This is a genomic window from uncultured Lacinutrix sp. (assembly GCF_947500605.1).
Classification (GTDB): Bacteria; Bacteroidota; Bacteroidia; order Flavobacteriales; family Flavobacteriaceae; genus Lacinutrix.
Window position 1 is genome coordinate 21,403 of record NZ_CANMSJ010000010.1, and the last position, 26,324, is coordinate 47,726.

General features: G+C 31.4%; 28 protein-coding genes. 13 read left to right on the forward strand and 15 right to left on the reverse strand.

What is annotated here, in order from left to right:
- The first annotated feature begins 79 nt into the window (after positions 1-79).
- From Q0935_RS13180 to Q0935_RS13215, 8 genes are all read left to right on the forward strand, one after another.
- Positions 80-778 carry a hypothetical protein gene (locus Q0935_RS13180; RefSeq protein ID WP_299254213.1) on the forward strand — a complete coding sequence of 233 codons (699 nt, stop codon included), beginning with the start codon at positions 80-82 and terminating at the stop codon, positions 776-778.
- 100 nt (positions 779-878) lie between these two features.
- The gene (locus Q0935_RS13185) at positions 879-2,414 is read left to right on the forward strand and encodes a helicase HerA-like domain-containing protein (protein WP_299387048.1); all 1,536 of its coding nucleotides are present in this window, start codon (positions 879-881) and stop codon (positions 2,412-2,414) included.
- Between the two features lie 104 nt (positions 2,415-2,518).
- A complete protein-coding gene (locus Q0935_RS13190; protein ID WP_299387052.1) occupies positions 2,519-3,070 on the forward strand; it encodes a hypothetical protein in 552 nt (183 codons plus the stop codon).
- Between the two features lie 75 nt (positions 3,071-3,145).
- The gene (locus Q0935_RS13195; RefSeq protein ID WP_299254204.1) at positions 3,146-4,120 is read left to right on the forward strand and encodes a YitT family protein; all 975 of its coding nucleotides are present in this window, start codon (positions 3,146-3,148) and stop codon (positions 4,118-4,120) included.
- A gap of 22 nt (positions 4,121-4,142) precedes the next feature.
- Complete coding sequence (locus Q0935_RS13200; protein ID WP_299254201.1) at positions 4,143-4,508, forward strand: cupin domain-containing protein; 366 nt, start codon at positions 4,143-4,145, stop codon at positions 4,506-4,508.
- Positions 4,509-4,560: 52 nt separating this feature from the next.
- Complete coding sequence (locus Q0935_RS13205) at positions 4,561-5,388, forward strand: alpha/beta hydrolase (RefSeq protein WP_299254198.1); 828 nt, start codon at positions 4,561-4,563, stop codon at positions 5,386-5,388.
- A 16-nt stretch (positions 5,389-5,404) separates the two neighbouring features.
- Positions 5,405-6,214 (forward strand): 23S rRNA pseudouridine(2604) synthase RluF, encoded by an 810-nt coding sequence (gene rluF / locus Q0935_RS13210; RefSeq protein ID WP_299387057.1) that lies wholly within the window; start codon positions 5,405-5,407, stop codon positions 6,212-6,214.
- A 21-nt stretch (positions 6,215-6,235) separates the two neighbouring features.
- Positions 6,236-6,658, forward strand: a complete 423-nt coding sequence (locus Q0935_RS13215) for a VOC family protein (protein ID WP_299387060.1) — start codon at positions 6,236-6,238, stop codon at positions 6,656-6,658.
- Here Q0935_RS13215 and Q0935_RS13220 read toward each other — a convergent pair.
- The 3 genes from Q0935_RS13220 to ffh all read right to left on the reverse strand — a co-directional run bounded on the left by Q0935_RS13220 (position 6,644) and on the right by ffh (position 9,804).
- The gene (locus tag Q0935_RS13220; protein WP_299387064.1) at positions 6,644-7,369 is read right to left on the reverse strand and encodes a TIGR02206 family membrane protein; all 726 of its coding nucleotides are present in this window, start codon (positions 7,367-7,369) and stop codon (positions 6,644-6,646) included. The two genes, Q0935_RS13215 and Q0935_RS13220, sit on opposite strands and share 15 nt — an antisense overlap.
- 156 nt (positions 7,370-7,525) lie before the next feature.
- Entirely contained in the window at positions 7,526-8,410 is an 885-nt protein-coding gene (locus tag Q0935_RS13225) for a bifunctional 5,10-methylenetetrahydrofolate dehydrogenase/5,10-methenyltetrahydrofolate cyclohydrolase (protein WP_299387068.1), read from the reverse strand.
- A gap of 65 nt (positions 8,411-8,475) precedes the next feature.
- The gene (ffh, locus tag Q0935_RS13230) at positions 8,476-9,804 is read right to left on the reverse strand and encodes a signal recognition particle protein (protein WP_055435738.1); all 1,329 of its coding nucleotides are present in this window, start codon (positions 9,802-9,804) and stop codon (positions 8,476-8,478) included.
- A 411-nt stretch (positions 9,805-10,215) separates the two neighbouring features.
- Between ffh and Q0935_RS13235 the strand changes: the two genes are divergently transcribed.
- The 5 genes from Q0935_RS13235 to Q0935_RS13255 all read left to right on the forward strand — a co-directional run bounded on the left by Q0935_RS13235 (position 10,216) and on the right by Q0935_RS13255 (position 16,029).
- Positions 10,216-10,731 (forward strand): sigma-70 family RNA polymerase sigma factor, encoded by a 516-nt coding sequence (locus Q0935_RS13235; protein WP_299254181.1) that lies wholly within the window; start codon positions 10,216-10,218, stop codon positions 10,729-10,731.
- Positions 10,732-10,799: 68 nt separating this feature from the next.
- A complete protein-coding gene (locus Q0935_RS13240) occupies positions 10,800-11,696 on the forward strand; it encodes a FecR family protein (protein ID WP_299254179.1) in 897 nt (298 codons plus the stop codon).
- Positions 11,697-11,748: 52 nt separating this feature from the next.
- Positions 11,749-13,989 (forward strand): TonB-dependent siderophore receptor, encoded by a 2,241-nt coding sequence (locus Q0935_RS13245; protein ID WP_299387074.1) that lies wholly within the window; start codon positions 11,749-11,751, stop codon positions 13,987-13,989.
- A 48-nt stretch (positions 13,990-14,037) separates the two neighbouring features.
- Entirely contained in the window at positions 14,038-15,204 is a 1,167-nt protein-coding gene (locus Q0935_RS13250; protein WP_299254170.1) for a M28 family peptidase, read from the forward strand.
- Between the two features lie 126 nt (positions 15,205-15,330).
- Positions 15,331-16,029: a DNA alkylation repair protein gene (locus Q0935_RS13255; protein WP_299387078.1), complete on the forward strand. Its 699-nt coding sequence runs from the start codon at positions 15,331-15,333 to the stop codon at positions 16,027-16,029.
- Positions 16,030-16,103: 74 nt separating this feature from the next.
- On the opposite strand, the gene Q0935_RS13260 is transcribed toward Q0935_RS13255, so the two are convergent.
- The 12 genes from Q0935_RS13260 to secY all read right to left on the reverse strand — a co-directional run bounded on the left by Q0935_RS13260 (position 16,104) and on the right by secY (position 26,311).
- Entirely contained in the window at positions 16,104-17,018 is a 915-nt protein-coding gene (locus tag Q0935_RS13260) for a dimethylarginine dimethylaminohydrolase family protein (RefSeq protein WP_299387082.1), read from the reverse strand.
- A gap of 63 nt (positions 17,019-17,081) precedes the next feature.
- Positions 17,082-18,368 carry a citrate synthase gene (locus tag Q0935_RS13265; protein WP_299254161.1) on the reverse strand — a complete coding sequence of 429 codons (1,287 nt, stop codon included), beginning with the start codon at positions 18,366-18,368 and terminating at the stop codon, positions 17,082-17,084.
- Positions 18,369-18,543: 175 nt separating this feature from the next.
- Complete coding sequence (gene eno / locus Q0935_RS13270) at positions 18,544-19,836, reverse strand: phosphopyruvate hydratase (protein ID WP_299387086.1); 1,293 nt, start codon at positions 19,834-19,836, stop codon at positions 18,544-18,546.
- Positions 19,837-19,990: 154 nt separating this feature from the next.
- On the reverse strand, positions 19,991-21,094 hold the full coding sequence (carA, locus tag Q0935_RS13275) for a glutamine-hydrolyzing carbamoyl-phosphate synthase small subunit (RefSeq protein WP_299387090.1): 1,104 nt from the start codon (positions 21,092-21,094) through the stop codon (positions 19,991-19,993).
- Positions 21,095-21,191: 97 nt separating this feature from the next.
- Positions 21,192-21,662 carry a 50S ribosomal protein L17 gene (gene rplQ / locus Q0935_RS13280; RefSeq protein ID WP_055435725.1) on the reverse strand — a complete coding sequence of 157 codons (471 nt, stop codon included), beginning with the start codon at positions 21,660-21,662 and terminating at the stop codon, positions 21,192-21,194.
- A 122-nt stretch (positions 21,663-21,784) separates the two neighbouring features.
- Positions 21,785-22,777 (reverse strand): DNA-directed RNA polymerase subunit alpha, encoded by a 993-nt coding sequence (locus tag Q0935_RS13285; RefSeq protein ID WP_055435724.1) that lies wholly within the window; start codon positions 22,775-22,777, stop codon positions 21,785-21,787.
- 94 nt (positions 22,778-22,871) lie between these two features.
- The gene (gene rpsD, locus Q0935_RS13290; protein WP_299254151.1) at positions 22,872-23,477 is read right to left on the reverse strand and encodes a 30S ribosomal protein S4; all 606 of its coding nucleotides are present in this window, start codon (positions 23,475-23,477) and stop codon (positions 22,872-22,874) included.
- Positions 23,478-23,676: 199 nt separating this feature from the next.
- Positions 23,677-24,069, reverse strand: coding sequence for a 30S ribosomal protein S11 (gene rpsK, locus Q0935_RS13295; protein WP_055435722.1), 393 nt, complete (start codon positions 24,067-24,069; stop codon positions 23,677-23,679).
- A 109-nt stretch (positions 24,070-24,178) separates the two neighbouring features.
- Positions 24,179-24,553 (reverse strand): 30S ribosomal protein S13, encoded by a 375-nt coding sequence (rpsM, locus tag Q0935_RS13300; protein ID WP_055435721.1) that lies wholly within the window; start codon positions 24,551-24,553, stop codon positions 24,179-24,181.
- Between the two features lie 2 nt (positions 24,554-24,555).
- Positions 24,556-24,672 (reverse strand): type B 50S ribosomal protein L36, encoded by a 117-nt coding sequence (gene ykgO, locus Q0935_RS13305; RefSeq protein WP_076732133.1) that lies wholly within the window; start codon positions 24,670-24,672, stop codon positions 24,556-24,558.
- A 5-nt stretch (positions 24,673-24,677) separates the two neighbouring features.
- Positions 24,678-24,893 (reverse strand): translation initiation factor IF-1, encoded by a 216-nt coding sequence (infA, locus tag Q0935_RS13310; protein WP_007094967.1) that lies wholly within the window; start codon positions 24,891-24,893, stop codon positions 24,678-24,680.
- Between the two features lie 62 nt (positions 24,894-24,955).
- Positions 24,956-26,311, reverse strand: coding sequence for a preprotein translocase subunit SecY (gene secY, locus Q0935_RS13315; protein ID WP_299387097.1), 1,356 nt, complete (start codon positions 26,309-26,311; stop codon positions 24,956-24,958).
- Between the last annotated feature and the right edge of the window lie 13 nt (positions 26,312-26,324).

Sequence of the window (26,324 nt, forward strand, 5' to 3'; positions counted from 1 at the left end):
TTTTAAGTCTTTAATTATTCTAATTATTTTTTCTAATTTCGCTTCAATAGCAAAAAATAATTCCCTCAACTAATTCTTAATGAAAAACAATTTTCTGTCCCTATTAATAGCATCCTTACTTTACACATCCTCTATTTACTCACAAGTTGCAATTGGCACAACAAATCCTGACGATGGCTCTGCGCTTCAAGTAGATAGTACAACTGGAGCTTTTGTTCCGCCAAGAATGACTACAGACGAAATGAACTTAATTACTACGCCTTTAGTAGGTTCCTTAGTTTTTAATACTTCTGTAAATTCTTACTTTGTATACAAAAACGCAGCATGGTCTAGCTTAACAAATAGTTCAATAATTTTAAATAAAAGCTTTTCTTCTAACAATAATGCATTAGAAACTTCAAACAATACTTATACAAATTTTCCTATTGGAGTGAATGATGTTATTGCTACCAATACAAATATTTATGAAGTTGTTAGTAATGGTGTTGTAAAAATAAAAGAAAGTGGAAATTATTTATTCACTGCCTCACTTTCAACTAGCAATATGCCAAGCGGGAATAAAAAGTACATTTTAGGCATTTATAAAAACAATGCTTTAGTAGCTTATTTATCCAGAGGCTTTTCTAGCTTACCAAGTCAAGACTATTGGGGAACTAGTGGAAATGTAATGTATCCTTTTTCTGCAAATGATCTTGTTAAATTCCGTTATGTTTTAAATAATGATGGGAATACATTAAATGCGAAGTTTATCAATTTTGGGATAACTAAACTTGATTAAATTTTAACAATTTAAAACTATAAAATTATTTGTTTGCAGTTTTTAAATCATATTTTTTTCTTCATTTTTTTTACTATATTTTTATACAAAATAAATAAACATGAGCAGACAAGACGAATTCTTTAAACATATCACAGACGGAAACACCACCAAAGGTGAGTTTATAACCTTAGGTTCTGCAATGTTAGATGGCGAAACCATTAAAGATGCTTTTGTAAAAATCCCTTTAAAAACCATGAATCGTCATGGCTTAATTGCTGGAGCTACTGGAACTGGAAAAACAAAAACACTTCAAGTTCTAGCTGAGAATTTAAGCGAGAAAGGCATTCCTGTTTTGCTTATGGATATAAAAGGTGATTTAAGTGGATTGGCGCAACCAAGTCCTGGTCATGCAAAAATAGACGAACGCCATGCTAAAATTGGTTTAGACTTCGAAGCCAAAGGCTTTCCTGTAGAAGTAATGTCTCTGTCTGAACAAGACGGTGTACGTTTACGCGCTACAGTTATTGAATTTGGACCAGTTTTACTCTCTCGTATATTAGATTTAACAGACACACAATCTGGTGTTGTTGCTGTAATCTTTAAGTATTGCGACGATAATAAACTACCTCTTTTAGATTTAAAAGATTTCAAAAAAATACTACAATACGCTACCAAAGAAGGAAAAGAAGAGTTTTCTGATGAATATGGTAGAATATCAAGTGCTTCTACCGGAGCTATTTTACGTAAAGTTGTAGAAATAGAACAACAAGGTGGAGACTTATTTTTTGGAGAAAAGAGTTTTGAAGTTGAAGATTTATTAAGAACAACAAGAGACGGAAAAGGTTATATAAATATTATTCGTTTAACAGATGTTCAAGATAAACCAAAACTGTTTTCAACATTCATGTTAAGTCTTTTAGCCGAAATTTATGAAACTATGCCTGAGCAAGGCGATTCTGGAAAACCAGAATTAATAATGTTTATAGACGAAGCCCATTTAATTTTTAATGAAGCCTCTAAAGCATTATTAAGTCAAATAGAAAGTATTGTTAAATTAATACGTAGTAAAGGCGTTGGTTTATACTTTGTTACTCAAAATCCAACCGATGTCCCAGAAGGTGTATTAAGTCAGCTTGGTTTAAAAATACAGCATGCTTTACGTGCTTTTACTGCTAAAGACAGAAAAGCAATTAAACTTGCTGCACAAAACTATCCTGATACAGATTATTATGATACTGCTGAAATTCTAACTTCTCTAGGAACTGGAGAGGCATTAGTATCTGCATTAGACGAAAAAGGGCGTCCTACTCCATTAGCTGCCACTATGATGCGTGCTCCAATGAGTCGTATGGATGTATTAACTAAAACTGAGTTACAAAACTTACTTGACGACTCTAAACTAGTATTAAAATACAACGAAGAGATCGATAGAGAAAGTGCTTACGAAATGCTTAACAAAAGAATTGACAAAGCAGAAGAAGCAAAAATTAAAGCCGATGCTAAAGAAGAGAGAGAAGAGGCAGCAACTAAAGCTAAAAAAGCAAGCAGAACGACAACAAGAAGGAGAAGCACAGCACAAAATCCAATTATTAAAGTTTTAACTAGCGCTACTTTTATAAGGAGTGTTTTTGGCATCTTAAAAAAGATGATGTAAAAAGTAAAGCTAATTCTGGTCCTTACCAAAAACAAATAACACAACCCAAATATTATATCACAAAAAAGTTTCCGTATTTGCGGAAACAAAAGCAAATAACACCAATGAAAAAAATAGTTTTTACTCTACTTACAGTTTCTATACTAATGACATCTTGCAACACAGAAGTCAACCCTTTTTCTATATCTAAGCATAATATTGGCTTATTAACAGATTCTACTCAAGTTAAAGACCTTGAAGCTATTTTTGCAAAAGATTCTATTGTAAAAAAGATAGCCGGAGACGAGTTTTTAGGAAATGTAAATGATATTTTAATTTTTGAAAAAGGCGGAAAAAAACTATTAGAATTATCACCAACAGAAGCTTTAGACTCTACTGCAACTATTGGCACAATTAAAGTATTAGATTCTCGTTACAAAACAGAAACAGGAATTACAACATTAAGTACATTTGGAGATATTAAAGTAAAACACAAAATATCTAGTATAGAAAACACCTTACGAAACGTTGTGATTTTAGTAAACGAAAACAATACTTTTTTTACTATTAGCAAAGAAGAATTACCTGGAGAATTACGTTTCGATATGTCTAAAAAAATTGAAGCAGCTAATATTCCCGATACTGCAAAAATTAAATACTTTATGGTTGGTTGGTAAGTTAATTTCTATTAAGTTATAGACTATTAAAAACTAAAAATCTTTTTTTAAATAAGAAACAAAAACCATAACTTAATGAATCCTCTTTTTTCAAAACTTCTAATAGACGTTGCCCGTAAAAGAATAGAAAAAAAGCAGCTAAAAAAGGAGGCCACAACGACTCAAGACATCAGCCTAGTTGTTAACAACATAAAGGTAGAGATAAGTCATGCTATAAAAGAATCTCTTTTTATAATTATTGGCGTTTTTTCTGCTGGATTTGGACTAAATGGTTTTTTATTACCTAACCGTTTTATAGATGGTGGAGCTACTGGAATTTCTTTATTAATTCAAAACATAACCTCTTTATCACTTGGCGTTTTATTACTAATAGTTAATATTCCTTTTCTATTATTAGCCACACGAACTATTAATACAAAATTTGCTGTAAAAAGTTTTATAGCTATAACTTTTTTAGCCGTTGTAGTGCATTATGTAGATTATCCAACTATAACCGATGACAAGTTATTAATTGCCGTTTTTGGCGGCTTTTTTTTAGGCTTAGGAATTGGTATGGCAATGCGTGGTGGTAGTGTTATTGATGGTACAGAAGTTTTAGCTATTTATTTAAGCCGTAAATTCTCGCTAACTATTGGTGATGTTTTACTCTTAATTAATATTGTTATTTTCTCGGTTGGCGCTTATACACTTTCTATTGAAACTGCTTTATATGCTATTTTAACATACTTAGCTGCTGCAAAAACCGTTGACTTTGTTGTAGATGGTGTAGAAGAATATGTAGGTGTTACTATCATTTCTGAACACCACGATGCTTTACAAGACATGATTACAAACAAATTAGGTCGTGCTTGTACTATTTACGCTGGAAAAGGAGGCTATAATACCAAAGAAAAAGGCTATAATAAAGACATTATTTATACCATTGTAACAAGACTAGAACTTGCCAAATTACACACCGAAATAGATAAAATAGATAAAAGTGCTTTTATTATTATGGGCATTGTTAAAGATTTAAGAGGTGGAATGATTAAGAAAAAACCACTTAAATAGTATTTTTTAAATTGAAATTAATATGAAAAACAAAAAATATACTATCCAAAACAGTCCGTTTGTTGTACCTACAACCGATGGCAAGGTTATAGAAGAACATTTTGGACAAGCAACAGACGGTAATAAAGACATTAGTATTGCACATATGATTGCTCCTGCTGGTTGGAGTGAACCTTTTCAAACACCCGAATTCGATGAATACACTTATATAATAAAAGGGAAAAAGCAGTTTATTATTGATGGTGAAGAAATTATTTTAGAAGCCGGACAATCTATTAAAATAGAAAAAAACACTCGCGTACAATATTCAAACCCATTTACTATTGCTTGCGAGTACATTGCTATTTGCACACCTGCTTTTTCAATGGATTTGGTAAATAGAGAATAATAGTATTTCTTATTAAAACAATTACAATAATTCTAAACAAGATCTAGTATAGATGTCTAATACAATAATAAAAATTATAGGTAACTCTTTAAATGCCATAAGTTATATTTCTCCAAAATATGCTTCGGATAAAGCATTAGATTTATTTGCTACTCCAAGAAAAGGACGCGTTTTAGAGAAACAAAAAGCTTTTTTAGACTCGGCAGAAACACATCAATTAAAACATGAGAATCTTAATATCTTAACCTATAATTGGAAAGGTACAGGAAAAACTATATTACTCGCTCATGGTTGGGAAAGTAATACACACCGTTGGGAAGTTTTAATTAATCAACTAAAAGCATTAAATTATAATATTATTGCACTCGATGCTCCTGCACATGGCGCTTCTAGCGGTAAACAGTTTAATGCCGTTATGTATTCAGAATGTATTCACCTTGTTGCAGAACATTATAAAACGGACATTATAATTGGACATTCGGTTGGCGGAATGGCTACAGGTTTTTACCAAAATAAATATCAGAATAAAAATTTAGAAAAACTTATTTTACTTGGAGCACCTTCTGAATTTACAGGCGTATTTAAACGCTATGTAGATATGATGGGTTATAATAAACGTATTGAAAACGGACTAAACAATTTAGTTTTAAAACGTTTTAACAATCTACCGTCTTACTTCTCTTTAGCTACTTTTGCTAAAAACATAGATACTAAAACACTTATTATTCACGATGTTGAGGATAAAATCATCCCATATAATGATGCTGAGATGATTGCAGAAAACCATAAAAATGCTACTTTTATCACTACAAAAGGATACGGACACGGTTTACGAAATGAGATTGTTAACAATCATATTCTAGAATATATCGCTAGTTAAATTGTAACTTTGCATTATGGAAGAAAAACTTACTAGACTTAATAAATACCTCAGCGAGGCAGGTTATTGTTCACGTCGCGAAGCAGATAGACTTATAGATGCTGGACGCGTAACCATTAATGGATCTGTTCCAGAATTAGGAACAAAAGTAACCCAAAACGATGTTGTAGAAGTCGATGGTAAATCGATTACAGAACGTAAAGCAGATTTTGTATATCTCGCTTTTAATAAACCTGTAGGTATTGTTTGCACAACCGATACTCGCGTTGAAAAAGACAACATTATTGATTATATAAAATATCCTAAACGTGTTTTTCCTATTGGTAGATTAGATAAACCTAGTGAAGGTTTAATTTTTCTTACAGACGATGGAGACATTGTAAACAAAATTTTACGTGCAAGTAACAATCACGATAAAGAATATATTGTAACCGTAGACAAACCAATATCGCAAACGTTTATTAAACGTATGGCTGGAGGTATTTATCTTGAAGACCTAGATAAAACAACTAAAAAATGTACGGTTAGAAAAATAGACTCTCATACTTTTAGTATTATTCTAACACAAGGTTTAAACAGACAAATTAGACGTATGTGCGAATATTTAACTTACGAAGTTACCTCGCTTAAACGTACTCGAATTATGAATATTAAGCTTGATGTCCCTGTAGGTGAATACCGTGAATTTACTGCTGATGAATTAAAGACTTTAAATATGCTTTTAGTAGATTCAGACAAGCACTACAAAGAATCTAAACAAGATATCAAGTCTACAGAAACTAAAGAAACAAACAAAATTCATTCTATTAATAGAAGAAAAGAGTAATACTATTTAACGTTATAAATTATGTCACAATTATCGCCATTTCACATTGCCATTCCTGTTCATAATTTAGCTGAATGTCGTGTATTCTATCGCGACATTTTAAACTGTGAAGAAGGTAGAAGTAGTGATCATTGGGTAGATTTTAACTTTTTTGGGCATCAATTAGTCATCCATTATAAAGCACAATCTTTAGAAGAAACTAAAACCAATACTGTAGATGGTAAACATGTACCTGTTCCGCATTACGGTGTTGTTTTACCTTGGGATAGTTTTCACGCTTTCGCGGAAGACCTAAAACTTAAAAACATTAAGTTTATTATAGAACCATACATTCGTTTTGAAGGCTTAGTTGGAGAACAAGCAACAATGTTTTTTAAGGATCCTGCAGGTAATGCTTTAGAGTTTAAAGCATTTAAAGATAGAAGTCAGTTATTTGCTAAATAGTTTTTTAACTTTATCAGTAATAAAAAAAGGCAAATAGATAACTAGAAAATAAGGGATTAAAATCATCTCAACCACTATTAAATACGTTGGCCAATCTCCTAAATAATCTAAAGCAGATGCTGAATTCGGCTTTTTATTTAAATAAGAATAATTAGCATCTAAAAGATAATTAACACCAAAAATAGCAAGCATATACACTTGTATAGCTAAAAAAGACTTAAACATACTCTTCCATGTTGGTCTCATTTTAAAAACAAAAATCGCATAAAAAATAACAACTATTAACCCTAAATGTGCTATCCAATAACGAAAGTAATCTAAACTTGGAAAACCTACCGAAATGTCTGGTGTAATTACACCTTGAGAAGTTCCTGCGATAATCCAAAATAATAAAATTTCGAAAAGCCAATATTTTCTACTATTGGTAAAAAGGAAAATAAAAAGCGCCATAAAACTACATAGAAACAATGGCAAATCTGTTACTAGATTATAGTTTCCTTTTATAATAAGATTTACATGAAATACTAAAACTGTTAAAGACACAAAAAGACCTACACCTTTAAAAACAAGCTCTTGTTGCTTATTATTAAATCTGTTTTTAGAGAACCATATTAGAATAGTTGCAAAAACTAAAGCAACTACAATTGGAATAATATGCTGAAGGCTTCCTATTTCTACAGAGCCAATATAATTTAGTTTAGAAAGAATCACGTTACGAATATACTTAATGAATTTTAAAAACGATTAATAATAAATTTGAATGAACTTCTCATTGAGCTAAAAAAAAATCGAATTATAACATGAGTTACAATTCGATTTTATATTGAAATAAAAGAACCTATTAAAATGAGTTCTTTTAATAACCTATTAAATATTTGCTCTGTGACGCTCTCTTGCTAATAATGTGTTTTTTAATAACATTGCAATTGTCATAGGTCCTACTCCACCAGGAACTGGTGTTATAAAACTTGCTTTTTTACTTACATTTTCAAAATCTACATCTCCAGTTATTACATAACCTTTTGGGTGCGATTCGTCTGGAACACGTGTAATACCTACATCTATAATTACTGCATCATCTTTTACCATTTCTGCTTTTAAGAAATTAGGAACGCCTAATGCCGAAATAATAATATCTGCTTGAGATGTAATTTGTGTAATATTTTTTGTGTGACTATGTGTTAGTGTTACTGTAGAGTTTCCTGGAAATCCTTTTCTTCCCATTAATATACTCATTGGTCTTCCAACAATATGAGAACGCCCAATAACAACAGTGTGCTTTCCTTTAGAATCTACATTATATCTATCTAATAACTCTAAAATACCAAATGGTGTTGCAGGAATAAAAGTAGACATATCTAATGCCATTTTTCCAAAATTCATTGGATGGAAACCATCAACATCTTTATCTGGATTTACAGCCATTAATACTTTTTGAGTATCTATTTGCTCTGGTAAAGGCAATTGAATAATAAATCCATCGATGTTGTCATTATTATTTAATTCTTCAATTTTATCTAATAACTCAACCTCACTTGTAGTGTTAGACAAACGCACCATTGTAGACTCAAAACCAACACGCTCGCATGCACGAACTTTACTACCAACGTAAGTTAAACTTGCGCCATCATTACCAACGATAACAGCAGCTAAATGCGGTACTTTTTCGCCATTAGCTTTCATTTTATCAACTTCAGCTTTGATTTCGTTTTTAATATCGTTACTTACTTTTTTACCGTCAAGTATAGTCATTATTGTATTACTTTAATTGGTTGCCTTTATCTAGTATACTTTTTATTATAAATTAAAAAACAGAATTACTTCATATTTTTCATTGCATTCATCATTGCTTTTCCTTTCCCACCTTGCATCATCTTCATCATTTTGCTCATTTGATCGAACTGCTTTAAAAGTTGATTTACTTGTGTTACAGAAGTTCCAGATCCTTTTCCAATTCGCTTTTTACGACTTGCATTAATTACCGAAGGATTCGTTCTTTCTTGAATAGTCATAGAATGAATAATAGCTTCAATATGCTTAAAAGCATCATCGTCTATATCTACATCTTTCATCATTTTTCCTGCTCCAGGAATCATGCCTACAAGATCCTTCATGTTACCCATTTTCTTAATCTGCTGAATCTGCTTTAAGAAATCATCAAATCCGAATTGGTTTTTAGCAATTTTCTTCTGTATTTTTCTTGCTTCTTCTTCGTCAAATTGCTCTTGAGCTCTTTCAACTAAAGATACAACATCTCCCATTCCAAGAATACGATCTGCCATACGTGAAGGATAGAAAATATCTATAGCTTCCATTTTTTCACCTGTACCAATAAACTTAATTGGCTTGTTTACTACAGATTTAATAGAAATTGCAGCTCCACCACGAGTGTCACCATCTAATTTTGTTAGAATTACACCATCAAAATTTAAGACATCGTTAAAGGCTTTTGCTGTGTTTACAGCATCTTGACCTGTCATAGAATCCACTACAAATAGTGTTTCTTGAGGCTCGATAGCTTTATGTATGTTCGATATTTCTGTCATCATGGCTTCATCTACAGCTAGACGACCAGCTGTATCAATAATTACCACGTTATGTCCATTTTCTTTTGCATGTGCAATACCTGCTAGTGCAATGGCAACTGGATCTGTATTACCTTTATCGCTATAAACATCTACTTTTATTTGATCTCCTACTACGTGTAATTGATCTACAGCTGCCGGACGGTAAACATCACAAGCAACTAATAAAGGTTTCTTTGTCTTTTTAGTTTTTAAGAAATTTGCTAATTTTCCAGAAAATGTTGTTTTACCAGAACCTTGTAAACCAGACATTAAAATAACAGTTGGAGTACCAGAAAGGTTTATACCTGCTGCATCTCCTCCCATAAGCTCGGTTAATTCGTCTTTAACGATTTTAACCATTAACTGTCCAGGTTGTAATGTTGTTAATACATTAGCTCCTAATGCTTTCTCTTTTACGCGATTGGTAAAATCTTTAGCTATTTTAAAATTAACATCGGCATCTAAAAGTGCTCGGCGCACTTCTTTTAAAGTTTCGGCAACATTAACTTCTGTAATGCTTCCGTGACCTTTTAATACGTGTAGCGCTTTATCTAACTTTTCACTTAAATTATTAAACATATTCTTTTAGTATTCTGTAATCAGTTTGCAGTAGGCAGCCTGACTCATTCTTAAGATTCGCAAATTTAAGTATTTGTAGTGTATTTTTAAAGTTTCAACTCATATAATATTAAACCAAAAAAAGAGCCTCTTAAAACAAAGGCTCTTTAGTATAAATAATCAACTAAAAAAAGTAATTATGACGTTACTTTAAACTGTAAGCTAATTGGTATATAAAATAACAAAAAGGCTTATTATCATCTAATTACACTTCAAAATTTCTTCACACTAATTAGATATGTTAAAATTCTAAATCGCAATTCTATTATGCTTATTTTAATTGCTATATCTAATACTAAAACAATTTACTTTCAAAAATTCCTAGCTCTGTATTTGTTTTTTTTTACATTTAGAAAGTTTTTAGAAACACCTATGGCAAAAAATTTACATGATAATATTTGTGACGAAATTCGCTTTAACGCGTTGTTTAAAAAACATGCAAAAGACTTAAGCAACTTCCTCTACTATAAATTTGGAGACCATTTAAATCCAAAAGACAAAACACAAGATGCTTTTATAAAATTATGGCAGAATTGCAAAAAGGTAACACCTGAAAAAGCTAAAAGCTATCTTTTTACTATTGCGAACAACTTAATGCTAAATGAAGTAAAGCATCATAAAATTGTTTTAAAACATCATCTAACAAAGCCCAAACATTACACTAACGAGTCTCCAGAATTTGTAATGGAAGAACAAGAGTATAATGAAAAACTACAAACAGCACTTTCTAATTTAACCAATGCACAGCGTGTTGCTTTTATGATGAATCGTGTAGAAGGAAAAAGACATAAAGAAATAGCTGAGCTACTTGGCATAAGTACTAAAGCAGTAGAAAAACGTATTTATGGTGCTCTAAAAAAACTACGTCAAGATATTAAGGAGCTCTAAATGATGGTAACTTTTAAACAATGGTAGGGATTTTTAATATATAGTTGTTATATACTTGAATAAGAATTATGGAACGAGAAGATTTAATAAAAAAATGGTTAGACAATAACCTTAGTTCTCAGGAGCTTGAAGCTTTTAAACAGCTTAAAGACTTCGATGAGCTAACTAGGTTAGATGCTGCTTTACAGCAATTTAAACCTCAAGAATTTGAAGACGATAAAGAATTAGAAAAATTAAACCTTGCCTTAAAAACAAAATCTAAAAAACAAAATAACTGGTTAAATCCTTTTATGCGTGTAGCAGCAATTTTAGCTATTTGTGTTGGGGCTTACTATTACACTACTACATTAGATACTAATATAGCAACCGAATTTGCACAAAAAGAAAGTATTGTTTTACCAGATAATTCTCAAGTAAAACTTAATGCAAAATCTACTTTAGCTTTTAATAAAAACAGTTGGGAAGACTCTAGAAATCTTGACCTAATTGGAGAAGCTTATTTTAAAGTTGCCAAAGGCTCTAAGTTTACAGTACATACAACGGCAGGAGATATTTCTGTTTTAGGCACTGAATTTAATATTAATAATAGAAATAATCTTTTTGAAGTTATTTGTTATGAAGGTTCTGTAAAAGTAGAACACAACAAAACTAGTCGTGTTTTAAAACCCGGAGAAAGCTTTTTAATACTAGACAATAAATTAGTTGAAAGACCAAAAACTAATGATACTAGTCCGTTATGGATTAACAATGAATCTTATTTTGAAAGCATACCTTACACTCAAGTAATAGCAGAGTTTGAAAGACAATACAATGTTACATTTAGCGTTAATAACATAGACACTAACGAAGTGTTTACAGGTGGTTTTGCGCATAATAATTTGGATATTGCATTGCAAGCCATTACTATTCCGCTTAACTTAGCCTATACGAAAAACAACAATAAGATATCGCTAAAGCGTGAGTAAAAAAATTACGTTCACTCTCTTAATTATCCTATTCTTTTTTAGTTTTATTAGTGTGAACGCTCAAACTTTTAAAACTGAAACAATTCCTCTTGCAACAGTTTTAAAAGCTTTAGAAAAACGTTTTGATATTAGGTTTACCTATGCAGACAAAACTACAGAAGGTGTAAAAATCACAGAACCTTCTACACTACTTTCTTATAATGATGCAATAACTTATCTAAGAACAAATACCAATTTAAACTTTAAAATTATAAATAGTCGTTTTGTTGCCATTGCTCCTAGTAAAAAAAGAACAAGACCTATTGAAGCACTTGAGGAAGTACAATTAAACACTTATTTAACAACTGGTATTACTAAAACAAAAACCGGAGAAGTTGTTTTAAATCCAGACGAGTTTGGTATTCTTCCTGGATTAATAGAAGCTGATGTTTTACAAACGGTACAAGCTTTACCTGGTGTTTTAAGTGTAGACGAATCGGTCTCTAACCTTAATGTTCGAGGTGGTACTCACGATCAAAATTTAATTCTTTGGGATGGTATAAAAATGTATCAATCTGGTCATTTCTTCGGATTGATTTCTGCCTTTAATCCTAACTTAATTTCTAATGTAGTTATATCTAAAAATGGTACAAGTGCCTTATATGGCGATGGTGTTTCTAGCACAATAGATATGCGTTTGGATACTAACACAAATAAAGAAAGTTCTTATGGGTTAGGTTTAAATTTAATCCAAGCCGATGCCTTTACAAAGTTAAAATTACAAGATAATATGGAATTGCAGTTATCTGCAAGACGCTCGATTACAGATGCTGTAAATACTCCAACTTATCAGCAGTATTTTGATCGTATTTTTCAAGATTCGGACATTGATAATACTTCAGAAGGCAATGGAAATTCAACATCAAACGAAAACTTTTATTTTTACGATATAAGTGCAAAATTGCTGCATGATCTTTCTTCTAAAGATAAATTAAGACTTAGTTTTACTACTGTTTTTAATGCATTAGATTATCTAGAAAACAGCTCTACAGATGCTTTAATTAGCGGAATTACACAACGAAATCTCGCAGCTGGACTAAACTACAATAGACAATGGAGTTCATTTATAAGTAGCGAAGTACAACTAAACGTCTCTGATTATAAACTAAATGCTACAAATTTTGATATAGAAAACAACCAACGTTTGCTTCAAAATAACGCAGTTAAAGATTATGGTATAACATTTCAACTTAAACTAGATTTTAATGAACGTTTACGTTGGACAAATGGTTACCAGTACTCTCAAGTAAGTGTCAACAATTTAGAGGAAATAAACAATCCAGAATATAGAAGTGATATGGAACATGAGGTTAGTACACACTCCACTTTTAGTGAATTCACTTTTTCTTCTTACAATAATAGAACACATTTAAAAATTGGTACTAGAAGTAATTATTATAAACCTTTTAATGTATTATTACTAGAACCACGCTTAAGTTTCAATCATAAATTTCTAAAACATTTTAAAGTTGAATTATTAGGGGAGTTTAAAAGCCAAGTTACTTCTCAAGTAATAGACCGCCAAAACGATTTTTTAGGCATAGAAAAACGCCGTTGGGTATTAGCGAATAATACTACTCTACCAATTATAGAAAGTAAGCAAACCTCTATTGGTTTACATTACAACAAAAACAAGCTTTTAGTAAGTGTAGAAGCGTTTATAAAGCATGTAGATGGTATAACTACAAAAAGTCAAGGTTTTCAAAACCAATATCAAAATGTAAATGCAATAGGAAATTACGAAACTAAAGGCATCGATTTTTTAATAAATAAACAATTTAATGCGTTTAGCTCTTGGTTAAGTTACTCTTTAAGTAATAACGATTATTCATTCCCAACACTAAACAATGCGCAAGCCTTTGCAAATAATACTGCTGTCTCTCATGCTTTAACTTTTGCAGGTACTTACGCTGTTAACAATTTAAAACTGGCATTAGGCTTTAATTGGAATTCAGGAAAACCCACTACTACTCCTAACAATTTAGAACCTGTTTTTGATAATAATATTAACTACAACACTGCTAACAAAACCAATTTGGACGATTATTTTAGAACCGATTTTTCTGGAACTTATAATTTAAATTTAGCCCGAAATACGAAAGCAGAAATAGGTTTTTCGATTTGGAATATACTTAACCGTAAAAACACACTTAACAGCTACTACATTTTAAACGAAGATGAATCTATATCTAAAATTGAAAACAAATCTCTTGGCTTTACTCCTAATTTGAGTTTTAGAGTTCGTTTTAAATAACATACATTTGTTTAATACATATTACACTTTTGTCAAAATCCAACAATAATGAAACAAGTATTACAAACTTTAATAGTCCTTTTTACTTTTAGTATTTCTTCTTTAAGTGCACAAACATATAACTCGTATTATAACTCTGTTGTTACAGATGTTTCTTCTTCAAACATATTAGCCGATTTAATAACATTCGAAAATTTTGGTCTTAAAGATGTTGGATCTACAGCGATAAGCAATGCTCAAAACTGGATTACAACAAGGTATCAAGACTTAGGTTATACAGATATAGTCGAGCAACCTTTTAGCTACGGAGGTAATACAACTAATAACATTATTATTACCAAAACAGGCTCTGTGTACCCAAACACATTTCTTATAATAGATGCACATTACGATACTATAAACGGAACGGGAACAAATGACAATGGAAGTGGTACTGTACTAATGATGGAATTAGCCAGGTTACTAAAAAATGTGAATACAGAATATTCTATAAAATTTATTCATTTTAGTGGTGAAGAAGATGGATTAATAGGAAGTAATTATTATGTAAATAATACGGTAATACCAGATAATCTAGATATTTCATTAGTACTTAATATAGATGAAGTTGGAGGCGTTAATGGTTTAATAAACAATATTATTGTTTGCGAAAATGACCAAGACAACACACCAAGCGCTAACAATGCTGCTTCTGCTGCTTCTACAACTATTATGGCTAATTGCTTTGGATTATATTCTAATTTAGCTACCGAGATTTCTTATGCTTATGCATCAGACTATGTGCCTTTTCAAAATAATGGAGAGATAATTACTGGTCTTTACGAAAAAAATGAAACTCCATATGCTCATACTAGTTCAGACACTTTAGCAAATATGGATGTAAACTATCTTTTTGAAGTTACTAAAGGTGCATTAGGTGCTGCTTTAGAGTTTGCTGTTGGTATAAATAGTTTAGATGTTACTACTTTTAGCAAAGACAGTACTATTAGCTTCTATCCAAATCCTTCTTCGGGAAAGTTTAATATTAAATTAAACGAAAATATAGTTGAAAATTTTGAGCTAATAGTCTTAGATATATTAGGAAAAGAAGTTTATAAATCTAAAATAAACAACCAAATAGAAACTATAGATTTAAGTTTTTTAAATAAAGGTGTTTATTTAGCTTCTCTAAAAAATGATAAGGCTAGAATTACAAAAAAGTTAGTAATTCAATAAAACTAAAAACACGTTTTATCAAAAAATGATATAGCTTACATCTCTCTTTTATATCTATACCTTTCTTTGTATCTTAATTAACGATTCTGATTTGTAAACAATTACATCTCTAAACTTCAAATTTCAATGACTTACAATAAAATTATTGAACGTCTCTACAGCCTAAAAGATACTGATAAAGTAATCTTTAAAGAGCAAAAATTTGGAGTGATTTCAATTAATTCTTTAGGTATTTATCATAAAGATTTAAAGATTATCGCCAAAGATATTGGAAAAAACAACGAGCTTGCATTACAACTTTTTGATAGCGGAATCTACGAAGCACGACTATTATGTAGTAAAATGTATAACCCAAAAGATATTACAGTACCGTTAATGGAAAAATGGGTTAAAACATTCGAAAACTGGGAGATTTGCGACAGCTTCTGTATGGGCCTTTTCTCTAAAAGCGAATTTGCTATTCCTAAAATAATAGAGTGGACTGAAAGAGTTCCTGAATTTGAAAAAAGAGCAGGATTTACAATCTTAGCTTCTTATTGCATGGCTAATAAAACAGGTGAAAACGAATTATTTGAACCCTTTTTTCAAATAATAAAACGTGAAGCAAACGATGAAAGACAGTATGTTAAAAAAGCTGTAAACTGGGCATTACGAAACATTGGAAAACGCAATATAGACTTGAATAAAAGAGCTATAAATACTGCTCAAGAAATACTAATGTTTAATAGTAAATCGGCACAATGGATTGCAAAAAATGCATTGTCAGAATTAAAAAAAGAAAACATTAGAATGTCTGACTATCCTAGAAGCATATATCGTAAATAAAAAAATACGTGAAGTTAAATTACTAACAACACGTATTCTTTATATTCTACTTATTATTATTCTGTAAAACTTATTTAATCTCTAATTAATGGCATAGTGCTACATCTAAGTAGTCCTTCTTGTTTAGAGATTTCGGCATAAGGGACTTCTTCAACCGTAAAACCATTATCACGTAACCAAGTATTTAATCTTGTAAAGTTTTTCTCAGAGACAATAACATCTTCAGAAATTGAAAAAATATTACTATTCATGTTATACATTTCTTCTTTAGAAATAATAAAACAATTTTCTTTTCCGAAGTAATTTAACAACCACTCATACTCTTCCTCTTCAAGAAAACCTTCTTTGTGTAAAATGGCTTTGTTGGTCCCAATTGGTTGAAAACAGCAATCTAAATGTAATGCATTGTCTCTTGGGTTGGTTTGTGATTTTCTTAAGTTAAAAGACTTAACTTTTTTATGTGGAAATGTTTTTTCTAAAAATTCAACACCTTGTCGATTGGTTCTTGCAACAATATAATCGGCATAATCTGCTTCTCTATAGGTACCTACAAAAATATAATCGTTCCATAGCATAACATCGCCACCTTCTATATGTACTTCTTCTTCTGGCCTAATAACCTTGGCAGGATTTACTTGGTCTATTACATATTGAATAGCATCCAGTTCATTCTCACGCTCTGGTAATATATTTGCTTTTACAAAGACATCGTCTATTACAAAAGCGATATCTCTAGCAAAAATTTGATTACAATCTTCAATTAATTCAGGTCTATAAACCTTAATGTCGTACTTTTTAAAAATAGCAGCAACTGCTTCCATTTCTTTAACCATATCTGCTTCCACAGGATAAGTTCCTGCTTTAATATGAAGAGCAGATTTTGGATCGTAAGCTTCATCTAAACTTGGTGTTGGACCATTACTTACAGCTGTACCTAAAACAACAGCTCTAAGCCGTGATGTTTCGTTTTTAACATTGAGTTTTAACATGATTCTAATATGTAAAAAAGCTCCATAATTTCTTATGAAGCTTAATATGAAATTTATTAAATATTATCTTTTTTCAATAGTTTTGAAATCTCTAAGGTTTTCACCAATATAAATTTGTCTTGGACGACCAATTGGTTCTTTACGCGCACGCATTTCTTTCCATTGTGCAATCCAACCTGGTAAACGACCTAAAGCAAACATTACAGTAAACATTTCTACAGGAATTCCCATAGATCTATAAATAATACCTGAATAGAAATCTACGTTTGGATATAATTTACGTTTCACAAAATACTCATCGCTTAATGCTTCAGAAGCTAAACCTTTAGCTATATCAAGTACTGGATCTTCAACACCTAAATCTGCTAACACTTCATCTGCAGCAACTTTAATAATTTTTGCACGAGGATCAAAGTTTTTATAAACTCTATGACCAAAGCCCATTAAACGGAAAGGATCTTCTTTGTCTTTAGCCTTAGCCATAAACTTTTTTGTATCTCCTCCATCTTCTTTAATAGCTTCTAACATTTCTAATACTGCTTGGTTTGCTCCACCATGTAAAGGTCCCCAAAGTGCAGAAATACCAGAAGATATAGATGCAAATAATCCTGTGTGTGCAGAACCTACTATTCTTACTGTAGAAGTAGAACAGTTTTGCTCGTGATCTGCATGTAAGATTAATAACTTATCTAATGCGTTTACTAAAATTTCGTTTTGTTTGTAATCTTCATTAGGTTTAGAGAACATCATTTTTAAAATGTTTTCTACATAACCTAAAGAACTATCTCCGTAATTTAATGGCAATCCATTTTTCTTACGCATAGTCCAAGCGACTAATACAGGAAATTTACCCATTATTTTACAAACAGTCTTATACATCTCTTCTTCAGAATCTACATTTACTGAAGATGGATTAAAGGCTGTTAAAGCACTTGTTAAAGAAGACAACACTCCCATTGGGTGAGCCGACTTTGGAAAAGCGTCTATTATTTTTTTAATATCGTCATCTACTACAGATTGCTCCTTAATATCTGCATTAAATTTATCTAATTGTTCTTGAGTTGGTAACTCTCCAAAAATTAACAAGTAAGCTACTTCTAAAAAATCTGCTTTCTCTGCTAATTCTTCAATAGAATAACCTCTATATCTTAAAATCCCTTCTTCTCCATTTAAAAAAGTGATTGCACTTTCACAGGCTCCTGTGTTTTTATAACCAGGATCTATAGTTGTTACACCACCTGTTACAGCTCTTAGTGTTTTAATATCTATTGCAACTTCATTTTCTGTTCCTACTATTAAAGGAAACTCATGCTTTTTTCCGTCGATTTCTAACGTAGCAGTTTTTGACATATTTTTATTGAATTTTTACTTGTTTATGCGGAATGCTAATTTACAAAATAAGTCGGAATTTTTAAAGCTTATTTACAAGGATTTAACAATTAAGATATTGATAAAAGTTATTGTATAAAAAAAGCCTTTTAGTTATTTACTAAAAGGCTTTAAATTTTAATTAGATAATTAATGTTTATCCTATTTTAAATGCATTCATTTTAGGGTAGTAAGCAACTTCTCCTAGTTCTTCTTCGATACGTAATAATTGATTGTATTTTGCCATACGATCACTACGTGAAGCAGATCCTGTTTTAATTTGTCCACAATTTAAGGCTACCGCTAAATCTGCAATAGTATTATCTTCTGTTTCACCAGATCTATGAGACATTACAGAAGTATAACCTGCATTGTGTGCCATATTTACTGCTGCAATCGTTTCTGTTAAAGTTCCAATTTGGTTTACTTTAATTAAAATAGAGTTTGCAATATCCTTTTTTATACCTTTAGATAAACGCTCTACATTAGTTACATATAAATCGTCTCCAACTAACTGTACTTTATCTCCAATTTGTTCTGTTAAGTATTTCCAACCATCCCAATCGTTTTCGTCCATACCATCTTCAATAGAGATAATTGGATAATTACGAGATAATTCAGCTAAATAGTCTGCTTGTTCTTTACTAGATCTTATTTTACCTGTTTCCCCTTCAAATTTAGAATAATCATATTTTCCGTCTACATAAAATTCTGCTGCAGCACAATCTAATGCAATCATTACATCATCTCCTAAAGTATAACCTGCATTGTCAACAGCCTTTTTAATAGTATCTAATGCGTCTTCAGTTCCTCCTTCTAAGTTAGGTGCAAAACCACCTTCGTCTCCTACTGCAGTGCTTAATCCTCTATCGTGTAATACTTTTTTGAGGTTATGAAAAATTTCTGTACCCATTTGTAATGCATGAGAAAAACTCTCTGCTTTAACAGGCATAACCATAAATTCTTGAAATGCAATTGGTGCATCACTATGAGAACCACCATTAATAATATTCATCATTGGCACAGGAAGTGTGTTAGCACTTACACCACCTACATAACGATATAATGGCATCCCTATTTCTGCTGCTGCTGCTTTAGCAACTGCTAAAGATACACCTAAAATAGCGTTTGCTCCTAACTTAGATTTGTTTGGAGTACCATCTATTTCACACATTAATGTGTCGATATAATTTTGTTCAAAGACGTTTACTCCTAAAAGTTCTTCAGCTAATATAGAGTTTACATTATCTACTGCTTTAGTAACTCCTTTTCCCATGAATTTATCTCCTCCGTCACGTAACTCTACAGCTTCATGTTCTCCAGTTGATGCTCCAGATGGTACTGCTGCTCTTCCTACAAATCCATTCTCTGTTTCTACATCTACTTCTACTGTTGGATTTCCTCTTGAATCGAAAATTTGTCTTGCGTGAACATTAATAATTATACTCATAATTGGTGTTTTAATTTTTTGTTTTACCTCTAAATTTACGGTTTAATTTTTTGTTGTATATACTATTTATATCAGAATTAAATAAAAATTCCTCTATAACGTTTTAGTAAAATAAAATAAGCAACAGAAAATACATTCTATTGCTTATTTGATATTAGTTTTTTTGAATATTCTTTATAAATTCATCAAATAAATACGAAGAATCATGTGGTCCTGGACTTGCTTCTGGGTGATATTGAACTGAAAACACATTTTTAGATTTCATTTTTACACCAGCAACAGTATTGTCGTTTAAATGTACATGAGTAATTTCAACATCGCTATGTGCTTCTGTTTCTTCTCTATTAATAGCAAAACCATGGTTTTGAGATGTAATTTCACCTTTTCCTGTAATTAGATTTTTTACAGGATGATTTATACCTCTATGTCCATTGTGCATTTTATAAGTTGAAATACCATTTGCTAATGCTATTACTTGATGCCCTAGGCAAATGCCAAATAATGGTAAATCTCTTTTTATAATTTCTTTAGCTACCTCTTGAGCTTCTATTAATGGTTCTGGATCTCCAGGACCATTAGATAAAAAGTAACCATTAGGCTTAAAAGCTTCTAAATCTTCAAACTTAGAATTATAAGGAAAGACTTTTACATAAGCACCTCTCTTTACTAAATTTCTTAAGATGTTCTTTTTTATACCAATATCTAAAGCAGATATTCTAATAGAAGCGTTTTCATCACCAACAGTATATGCTTCTTTGGTAGATACTTTAGATGCCAATTCTAAACCATTCATGTTTGGAGTATCTGCTAGTTGCTTTTTAAGAGCCTCAATATTATCTACGTCTGTAGATATAACAGCATTCATAGCTCCATTATCACGAATGTAAGCAACTAGAGCTCTGGTGTCTACATCTGAAATTGCTAAAAGATTATTTGTGTTTAAAAAATCTTCTAAAGAACCATCGGCAGCATCGCGAGAAAAATCATAGCTGAAATTCTTACAAATTAAGCCAGCAATTTTTACAGAATCTGATTCTACCTCTTCATTATTTACACCATAGTTACCAATATGTGCATTGGTAGTAACCATTAATTGTCCATAATAAGATGGGTCTGTGAATATTTCTTGATAACCTGTCATTCCAGTGTTAAAGCATACTTCACCAAATGCACTACCCTCTTTACCTACAGCTTTACCATGAAAAATGGTTCCATCTGCTAATAAGATTAATGCCTTTTTTAATTTTTGATATTTCATTTGTATAGTAGTTGTGTCAAAAAGTTTAGCAAAATTGCATAAAAAAAAGGATAAACTAAAATAGTTTATCCTTTTTATATTAAATGCTTATTAACATTTATTCTTCTTCTTCATTAGTTGCTTTAGTCTCAACTGGAGCAGCTGTTGCTTTTCCACCACGACGGCTTCTACGAGTAGTTTTCTTAGCTTTCATATCAGCATTATAGATTTCATTGTAATCTACAAGCTCAATCATTGCCATGTCAGCGTTATCACCTAAACGATTACCTAACTTGATAATTCTAGTGTATCCACCTGGACGATCTCCAATTTTAGCTGCTACATCTCTAAATAATTCTGTAACTGCTTCTTTTTGACGCAATTTAGAAAACACTAAACGACGGTTGTGTGTCGTATCGTTTTTAGATTTAGTTATCATTGGTTCAACAAAACCTTTTAAAGCTTTTGCTTTTGCAACAGTTGTGTTAATACGTTTGTGCTCTATTAAAGAACAAGCCATATTAGCTAACATTGCTTTTCTGTGAGCCGTTTGACGACCTAAATGGTTTACTTTTTTTCCGTGTCTCATGACATTTGTTTTATCATCTTGCTACTAAACTCAATTATCGAGGAGCAAAATATGATTAATTATTTATTGTGTTGATTAAATTTTAGAGTGTATATATTATATAATAAACACACTCTAAATACCTAATCTTTATCTAATTTGTATTTTGATAAGTCCATTCCGAAATTTAAACCTTTTACATTTACAAGCTCTTCAAGCTCTGTTAAAGATTTTTTACCGAAGTTACGGAACTTCATTAAATCATTTTTGTTAAAAGATACTAAGTCTCCTAATGTATCTACTTCTGCAGCCTTTAAACAGTTAAGTGCACGTACAGATAAATCCATATCCACTAACTTAGTTTTAAGTAACTGTCTCATGTGAAGAGATTCTTCATCATAAGTTTCAGTTTGTGCTATTTCATCAGCTTCTAATGTAATACGCTCATCAGAGAATAACATGAAGTGGTGAATTAACGTTTTTGCTGCTTCAGTTAAAGCGTCTTGAGGCGTTATAGATCCATCAGATTGGATTTCGAAAACTAATTTTTCGTAATCTGTCTTTTGCTCTACACGGTAATTCTCAATGCTATACTTAACATTTTTTATTGGTGTATAAATTGAATCTATAAAGATTGTTCCAATTGGTGCTGAAGCTTTTTTATTTTCTTCTGCAGGAACATAACCTCTTCCTTTTTCAATTGTAATTTCCATTGTTACATTTACTTTAGGATCTAAATTACAGATTACTAAATCTGAATTTAAAACTTGAAATCCTGAAATGAATTTTTGAAAATCACCTGCTGTAATTTTATCTTGCCCTGAAATAGAAATAGAAACAGACTCGTTATCTACATCTTCTATTTGACGCTTAAAACGCATTTGCTTTAAGTTCAAAATAATTTCAGTTACATCTTCTACTACACCAGCAATTGCTGAAAATTCGTGATCAACGCCTTCTATTCTAATAGATGTAATTGCAAATCCTTCTAAAGAAGATAATAAAACTCTTCTTAGAGCATTTCCTACTGTTAGTCCGTAACCTGGTTCTAGTGGTCTGAATTCGAATTTACCTTCGAAATCAGTAGAATCAATCATGATTACTTTATCGGGCTTTTGAAAATTAAATACTGCCATTTTTTTCTTCGTTTTAATTGTTATTTAGTTGCGCGATTTAAAAGTTTGAAGATCACTTAAAAATCCTTTGGCTAAATACCAATATGATTATTTATTATTTAGAGTATAATTCTACGATGAATTGCTCATTAATATTTTCTGGAATCTGGATTCTAGCAGGAACAGAAACGTAAGTTCCTTCCTTTGTAGCGCTATTCCATGTAATCCATTCGAAAACATTACTTGAGTTTGATAATGATCTTTCAATAGTTTCAAGAGATTTAGACTTTTCTCTTACAGCTACAACATCACCAGCTTTTAATTGGTAAGAAGGCACATTTACCAACTCTCCATTTACTGTAATATGTCTGTGAGAAACTAATTGTCTACCTGCACTTCTTGTAGGAGCAATACCCATTCTAAACACTACGTTATCTAATCTAGACTCACATAATTGTAATAAAACTTCACCTGTAATTCCAGGAGATGCAGTTGCTTTCTTGAACATATTTCTGAATTGCTTTTCTAATACACCATAAGTATATTTAGCTTTTTGCTTTTCCATTAATTGGATTGCATATTCAGATTTTTTACCACGACGACGTGCGTTTCCATGTTGTCCTGGTGGGTAATTTCTTTTTTCGAAGGCTTTGTCATCTCCGAATATAGCTTCACCAAATTTACGAGCTATTTTAGTTTTAGGACCAGTATATCTTGCCATTTTAAATTGTTTTTTTGAGAGTGCTTGGTGAATTAAGGTCTTAATCTTATCCTTCGACTAGCGTTGATCTCTCGTTGATACTTGTTAATAATATTTTTTCAGTTCGCAAATTTACACAAAAAAATTAACATCAACTATGTAAATAGTTGATATTAATTTATCTGATTTGCTTACTAGTATTACGTTTAAAAAAACGTAATTATACTCTTCTACGTTTTGGAGGACGACATCCATTATGTGGTAATGGTGTAACATCAATAATTTCTGTTACTTCAATACCTGCATTATGAATAGAACGGATAGCAGATTCTCTACCATTTCCTGGACCTTTTACGTAAACTTTTACTTTCTTTAGACCAGCTTCTTTAGCTACAGCCGATGCATCTTCTGCACATAGTTGAGCTGCGTAAGGTGTGTTCTTTTTAGAACCTCTAAATCCCATTTTACCAGCAGATGACCATGAAATAACATCACCTTTCTTGTTTGTTAATGAGATAATAATGTTGTTAAAAGAAGCAGTAATGTGAGCTTCTCCAACAGATTCAACTATAACTTTACGTTTTTTAGTTGCTTTTGCATTTGTCTTTGCCATATTTCTATAGTTCTAAGTAGTTAGTTGATAGTCGCTAGAATCCTAAACCTAAATAATTTCAAACAGATTCTTTCCAACGTCTAAACACTAAAGACCAAATTTCTAATTATTATTTAGTTGCTTTTTTCTTATTAGCAACAGTTTTTCTTCTACCCTTTCTGGTTCTAGAGTTGTTTTTAGTACGTTGACCTCTTAAAGGTAAACCAGCTCTATGACGTATACCTCTGTAACATCCAATATCCATTAATCGCTTAATGTTTAATTGTGTTTCAGAACGTAATTCGCCTTCAATTGTAAATGTTCCAACGGCATCACGAATGGCTGCTATTTGATCATCGTCCCAATCTTGAACTTTAATACTTTCGTCTACTTTAGCTGTTGCTAAAATTTCTTGTGATCTGCTTCTACCTACTCCGTAGATATAAGTTAATGAGATCACTCCTCTTTTGTTTTTTGGTATATCTACACCTGCAATTCTAGCCATAATTATCCTTGTCTTTGTTTGAATCTAGGATTCTTTTTGTTAATGACATAAAGTCTACCTTTTCTACGTACGATTTTACAATCTACGCTTCTCTTTTTAACTGATGCTCTTACTTTCATCGTAATTAGTATCTATAAGTTATGCGAGCCTTAGTTAAGTCATAAGGGCTCATTTCTAATTTCACTTTATCACCTGGTAACAACTTAATATAATGCATACGCATTTTACCAGATATATGTGCTGTCACAATGTGACCGTTTTCTAATTCTACACGGAACATAGCATTTGATAATGCTTCTATAATTGTTCCGTCTTGTTCTATTGCTGCTTGTTTTGCCATATATATTTTTTTTAGTAATCTATTTGCAAATACCTTGCCTAGATTTCTAAACCTTATTTACATTAAGCTACTGCTTTTCTGTTTTTACCAGTTTTCATTAAGCCGTCATAGTGTCTATTTAACAAATAAGAATTTACTTGTTGCATAGTATCAATTGCTACTCCAACCATAATTAATAATGATGTTCCACCAAAAAATAATGCCCAACCAGATTGCACTCCCATTAATTTGAAAACAAAAGCTGGGAATATAGCTATTAAAGCTAAAAATATTGAACCTGGTAAAGTTATTTGAGACATAATCTTGTCTAAATATTCTGATGTTTCAGATCCTGGACGTATACCTGGTATAAAACCACCGCTACGTTTTAAATCGTCTGCCATCTTATTTGTTGGTACAGTAATCGCAGTATAAAAATATGTGAATATTATAATTAATAAAGCAAATACAACATTATACCATAATCCAAACATATCAGAGAAATTTGCAACCATCCATTGACCGGTTGTAGTTTCTTTTAATAAAGATGAACCACCAATTAATCCTGGTACAAACATAATAGCTTGTGCAAAAATAATTGGCATTACTCCAGAAGCGTTAAGCTTTAATGGAATAAATTGTCTAGCTCCTCCAAATACATTTTTCTCATATCCACCTGTAGCAGATCTTCTAGCATATTGAACAGCAATTTTTCTAACAGCCATTACTAATAATATAGATCCTGCTATGATAGCAAACCAAATTAATATTTCAAAAAGAATCATCATTGCACCATTACCTGAAGTAAATCTAGCACTCATGTTCTGTAAGAAAGATTTTGGTAATGTAGCAATAATTCCTACCATAATTAATAAAGAGATTCCATTACCGATACCTTTATCTGTAATTTTTTCTCCTAACCACATTGCAAAAATACAACCTGTTACTAATATTACTATAGATGAAAAGTAGAATACGCCACCTTGACCTAACAAGAATGCAGAATCAGGAATACCAAACATTGGGCCTAAACTTGCTAGATAACCTGGTGCTTGTACTAAACAAATACCTATGGTCAACCATCTTGTAATCTGAGTTATTTTCTTCTGTCCACTAGCTCCTTCTTTTTGTAATTTCTGTAAATAAGGAATTGCTATTCCCATTAACTGAACTACAATAGAAGCAGATATGTAAGGCATAATACCTAAAGCAAAAACTGATGCGTTTGCAAAAGCTCCTCCTGTAAAGGCATTTAATAAACCAAATATACCTCCACCATCAGCTTTACCTTGCAGGCTAGCTAATTGTGAAGCATCTATTCCTGGTAAAACAACTTGTGCACCAAAACGATAAACTAATAATAAACCTAAAGTAAATATGATTCGGTTTCTTAGTTCTTCGATTTTCCAAACATTCTTTATCGTTTCTATAAATTTCATATTCTTTAGTAGG

Excerpts from the sequence above, each read along its gene's own strand:
- ffh (WP_055435738.1), bottom strand. The coding sequence starts at position 9,804 with ATGTTTAATAATTTAAGTGAAAAGTTAGATAAAGCGCTACACGTATTA.
- Q0935_RS13205 (WP_299254198.1), top strand. The coding sequence starts at position 4,561 with ATGTCTAATACAATAATAAAAATTATAGGTAACTCTTTAAATGCCATA.
- Q0935_RS13180 (WP_299254213.1), top strand. The coding sequence starts at position 80 with ATGAAAAACAATTTTCTGTCCCTATTAATAGCATCCTTACTTTACACA.
- eno (WP_299387086.1), bottom strand. The coding sequence starts at position 19,836 with ATGAGTATAATTATTAATGTTCACGCAAGACAAATTTTCGATTCAAGA.
- rpsK (WP_055435722.1), bottom strand. The coding sequence starts at position 24,069 with ATGGCAAAGACAAATGCAAAAGCAACTAAAAAACGTAAAGTTATAGTT.
- Q0935_RS13265 (WP_299254161.1), bottom strand. The coding sequence starts at position 18,368 with ATGTCAAAAACTGCTACGTTAGAAATCGACGGAAAAAAGCATGAGTTT.
- Q0935_RS13285 (WP_055435724.1), bottom strand. The coding sequence starts at position 22,777 with ATGGCAGTATTTAATTTTCAAAAGCCCGATAAAGTAATCATGATTGAT.
- Q0935_RS13235 (WP_299254181.1), top strand. The coding sequence starts at position 10,216 with ATGGCAAAAAATTTACATGATAATATTTGTGACGAAATTCGCTTTAAC.
- rplQ (WP_055435725.1), bottom strand. The coding sequence starts at position 21,662 with ATGAGACACGGAAAAAAAGTAAACCATTTAGGTCGTCAAACGGCTCAC.
- ykgO (WP_076732133.1), bottom strand. The coding sequence starts at position 24,672 with ATGAAAGTAAGAGCATCAGTTAAAAAGAGAAGCGTAGATTGTAAAATC.
- Q0935_RS13215 (WP_299387060.1), top strand. The coding sequence starts at position 6,236 with ATGTCACAATTATCGCCATTTCACATTGCCATTCCTGTTCATAATTTA.
- Q0935_RS13195 (WP_299254204.1), top strand. The coding sequence starts at position 3,146 with ATGAATCCTCTTTTTTCAAAACTTCTAATAGACGTTGCCCGTAAAAGA.
- Q0935_RS13260 (WP_299387082.1), bottom strand. The coding sequence starts at position 17,018 with ATGTTAAAACTCAATGTTAAAAACGAAACATCACGGCTTAGAGCTGTT.
- infA (WP_007094967.1), bottom strand. The coding sequence starts at position 24,893 with ATGGCAAAACAAGCAGCAATAGAACAAGACGGAACAATTATAGAAGCA.
- rpsM (WP_055435721.1), bottom strand. The coding sequence starts at position 24,553 with ATGGCTAGAATTGCAGGTGTAGATATACCAAAAAACAAAAGAGGAGTG.
- Q0935_RS13190 (WP_299387052.1), top strand. The coding sequence starts at position 2,519 with ATGAAAAAAATAGTTTTTACTCTACTTACAGTTTCTATACTAATGACA.
- carA (WP_299387090.1), bottom strand. The coding sequence starts at position 21,094 with ATGAAATATCAAAAATTAAAAAAGGCATTAATCTTATTAGCAGATGGA.
- rpsD (WP_299254151.1), bottom strand. The coding sequence starts at position 23,477 with ATGGCAAGATATACTGGTCCTAAAACTAAAATAGCTCGTAAATTTGGT.
- Q0935_RS13250 (WP_299254170.1), top strand. The coding sequence starts at position 14,038 with ATGAAACAAGTATTACAAACTTTAATAGTCCTTTTTACTTTTAGTATT.
- Q0935_RS13200 (WP_299254201.1), top strand. The coding sequence starts at position 4,143 with ATGAAAAACAAAAAATATACTATCCAAAACAGTCCGTTTGTTGTACCT.
- Q0935_RS13185 (WP_299387048.1), top strand. The coding sequence starts at position 879 with ATGAGCAGACAAGACGAATTCTTTAAACATATCACAGACGGAAACACC.
- Q0935_RS13225 (WP_299387068.1), bottom strand. The coding sequence starts at position 8,410 with ATGACTATACTTGACGGTAAAAAAGTAAGTAACGATATTAAAAACGAA.
- rluF (WP_299387057.1), top strand. The coding sequence starts at position 5,405 with ATGGAAGAAAAACTTACTAGACTTAATAAATACCTCAGCGAGGCAGGT.
- secY (WP_299387097.1), bottom strand. The coding sequence starts at position 26,311 with ATGAAATTTATAGAAACGATAAAGAATGTTTGGAAAATCGAAGAACTA.
- Q0935_RS13255 (WP_299387078.1), top strand. The coding sequence starts at position 15,331 with ATGACTTACAATAAAATTATTGAACGTCTCTACAGCCTAAAAGATACT.
- Q0935_RS13240 (WP_299254179.1), top strand. The coding sequence starts at position 10,800 with ATGGAACGAGAAGATTTAATAAAAAAATGGTTAGACAATAACCTTAGT.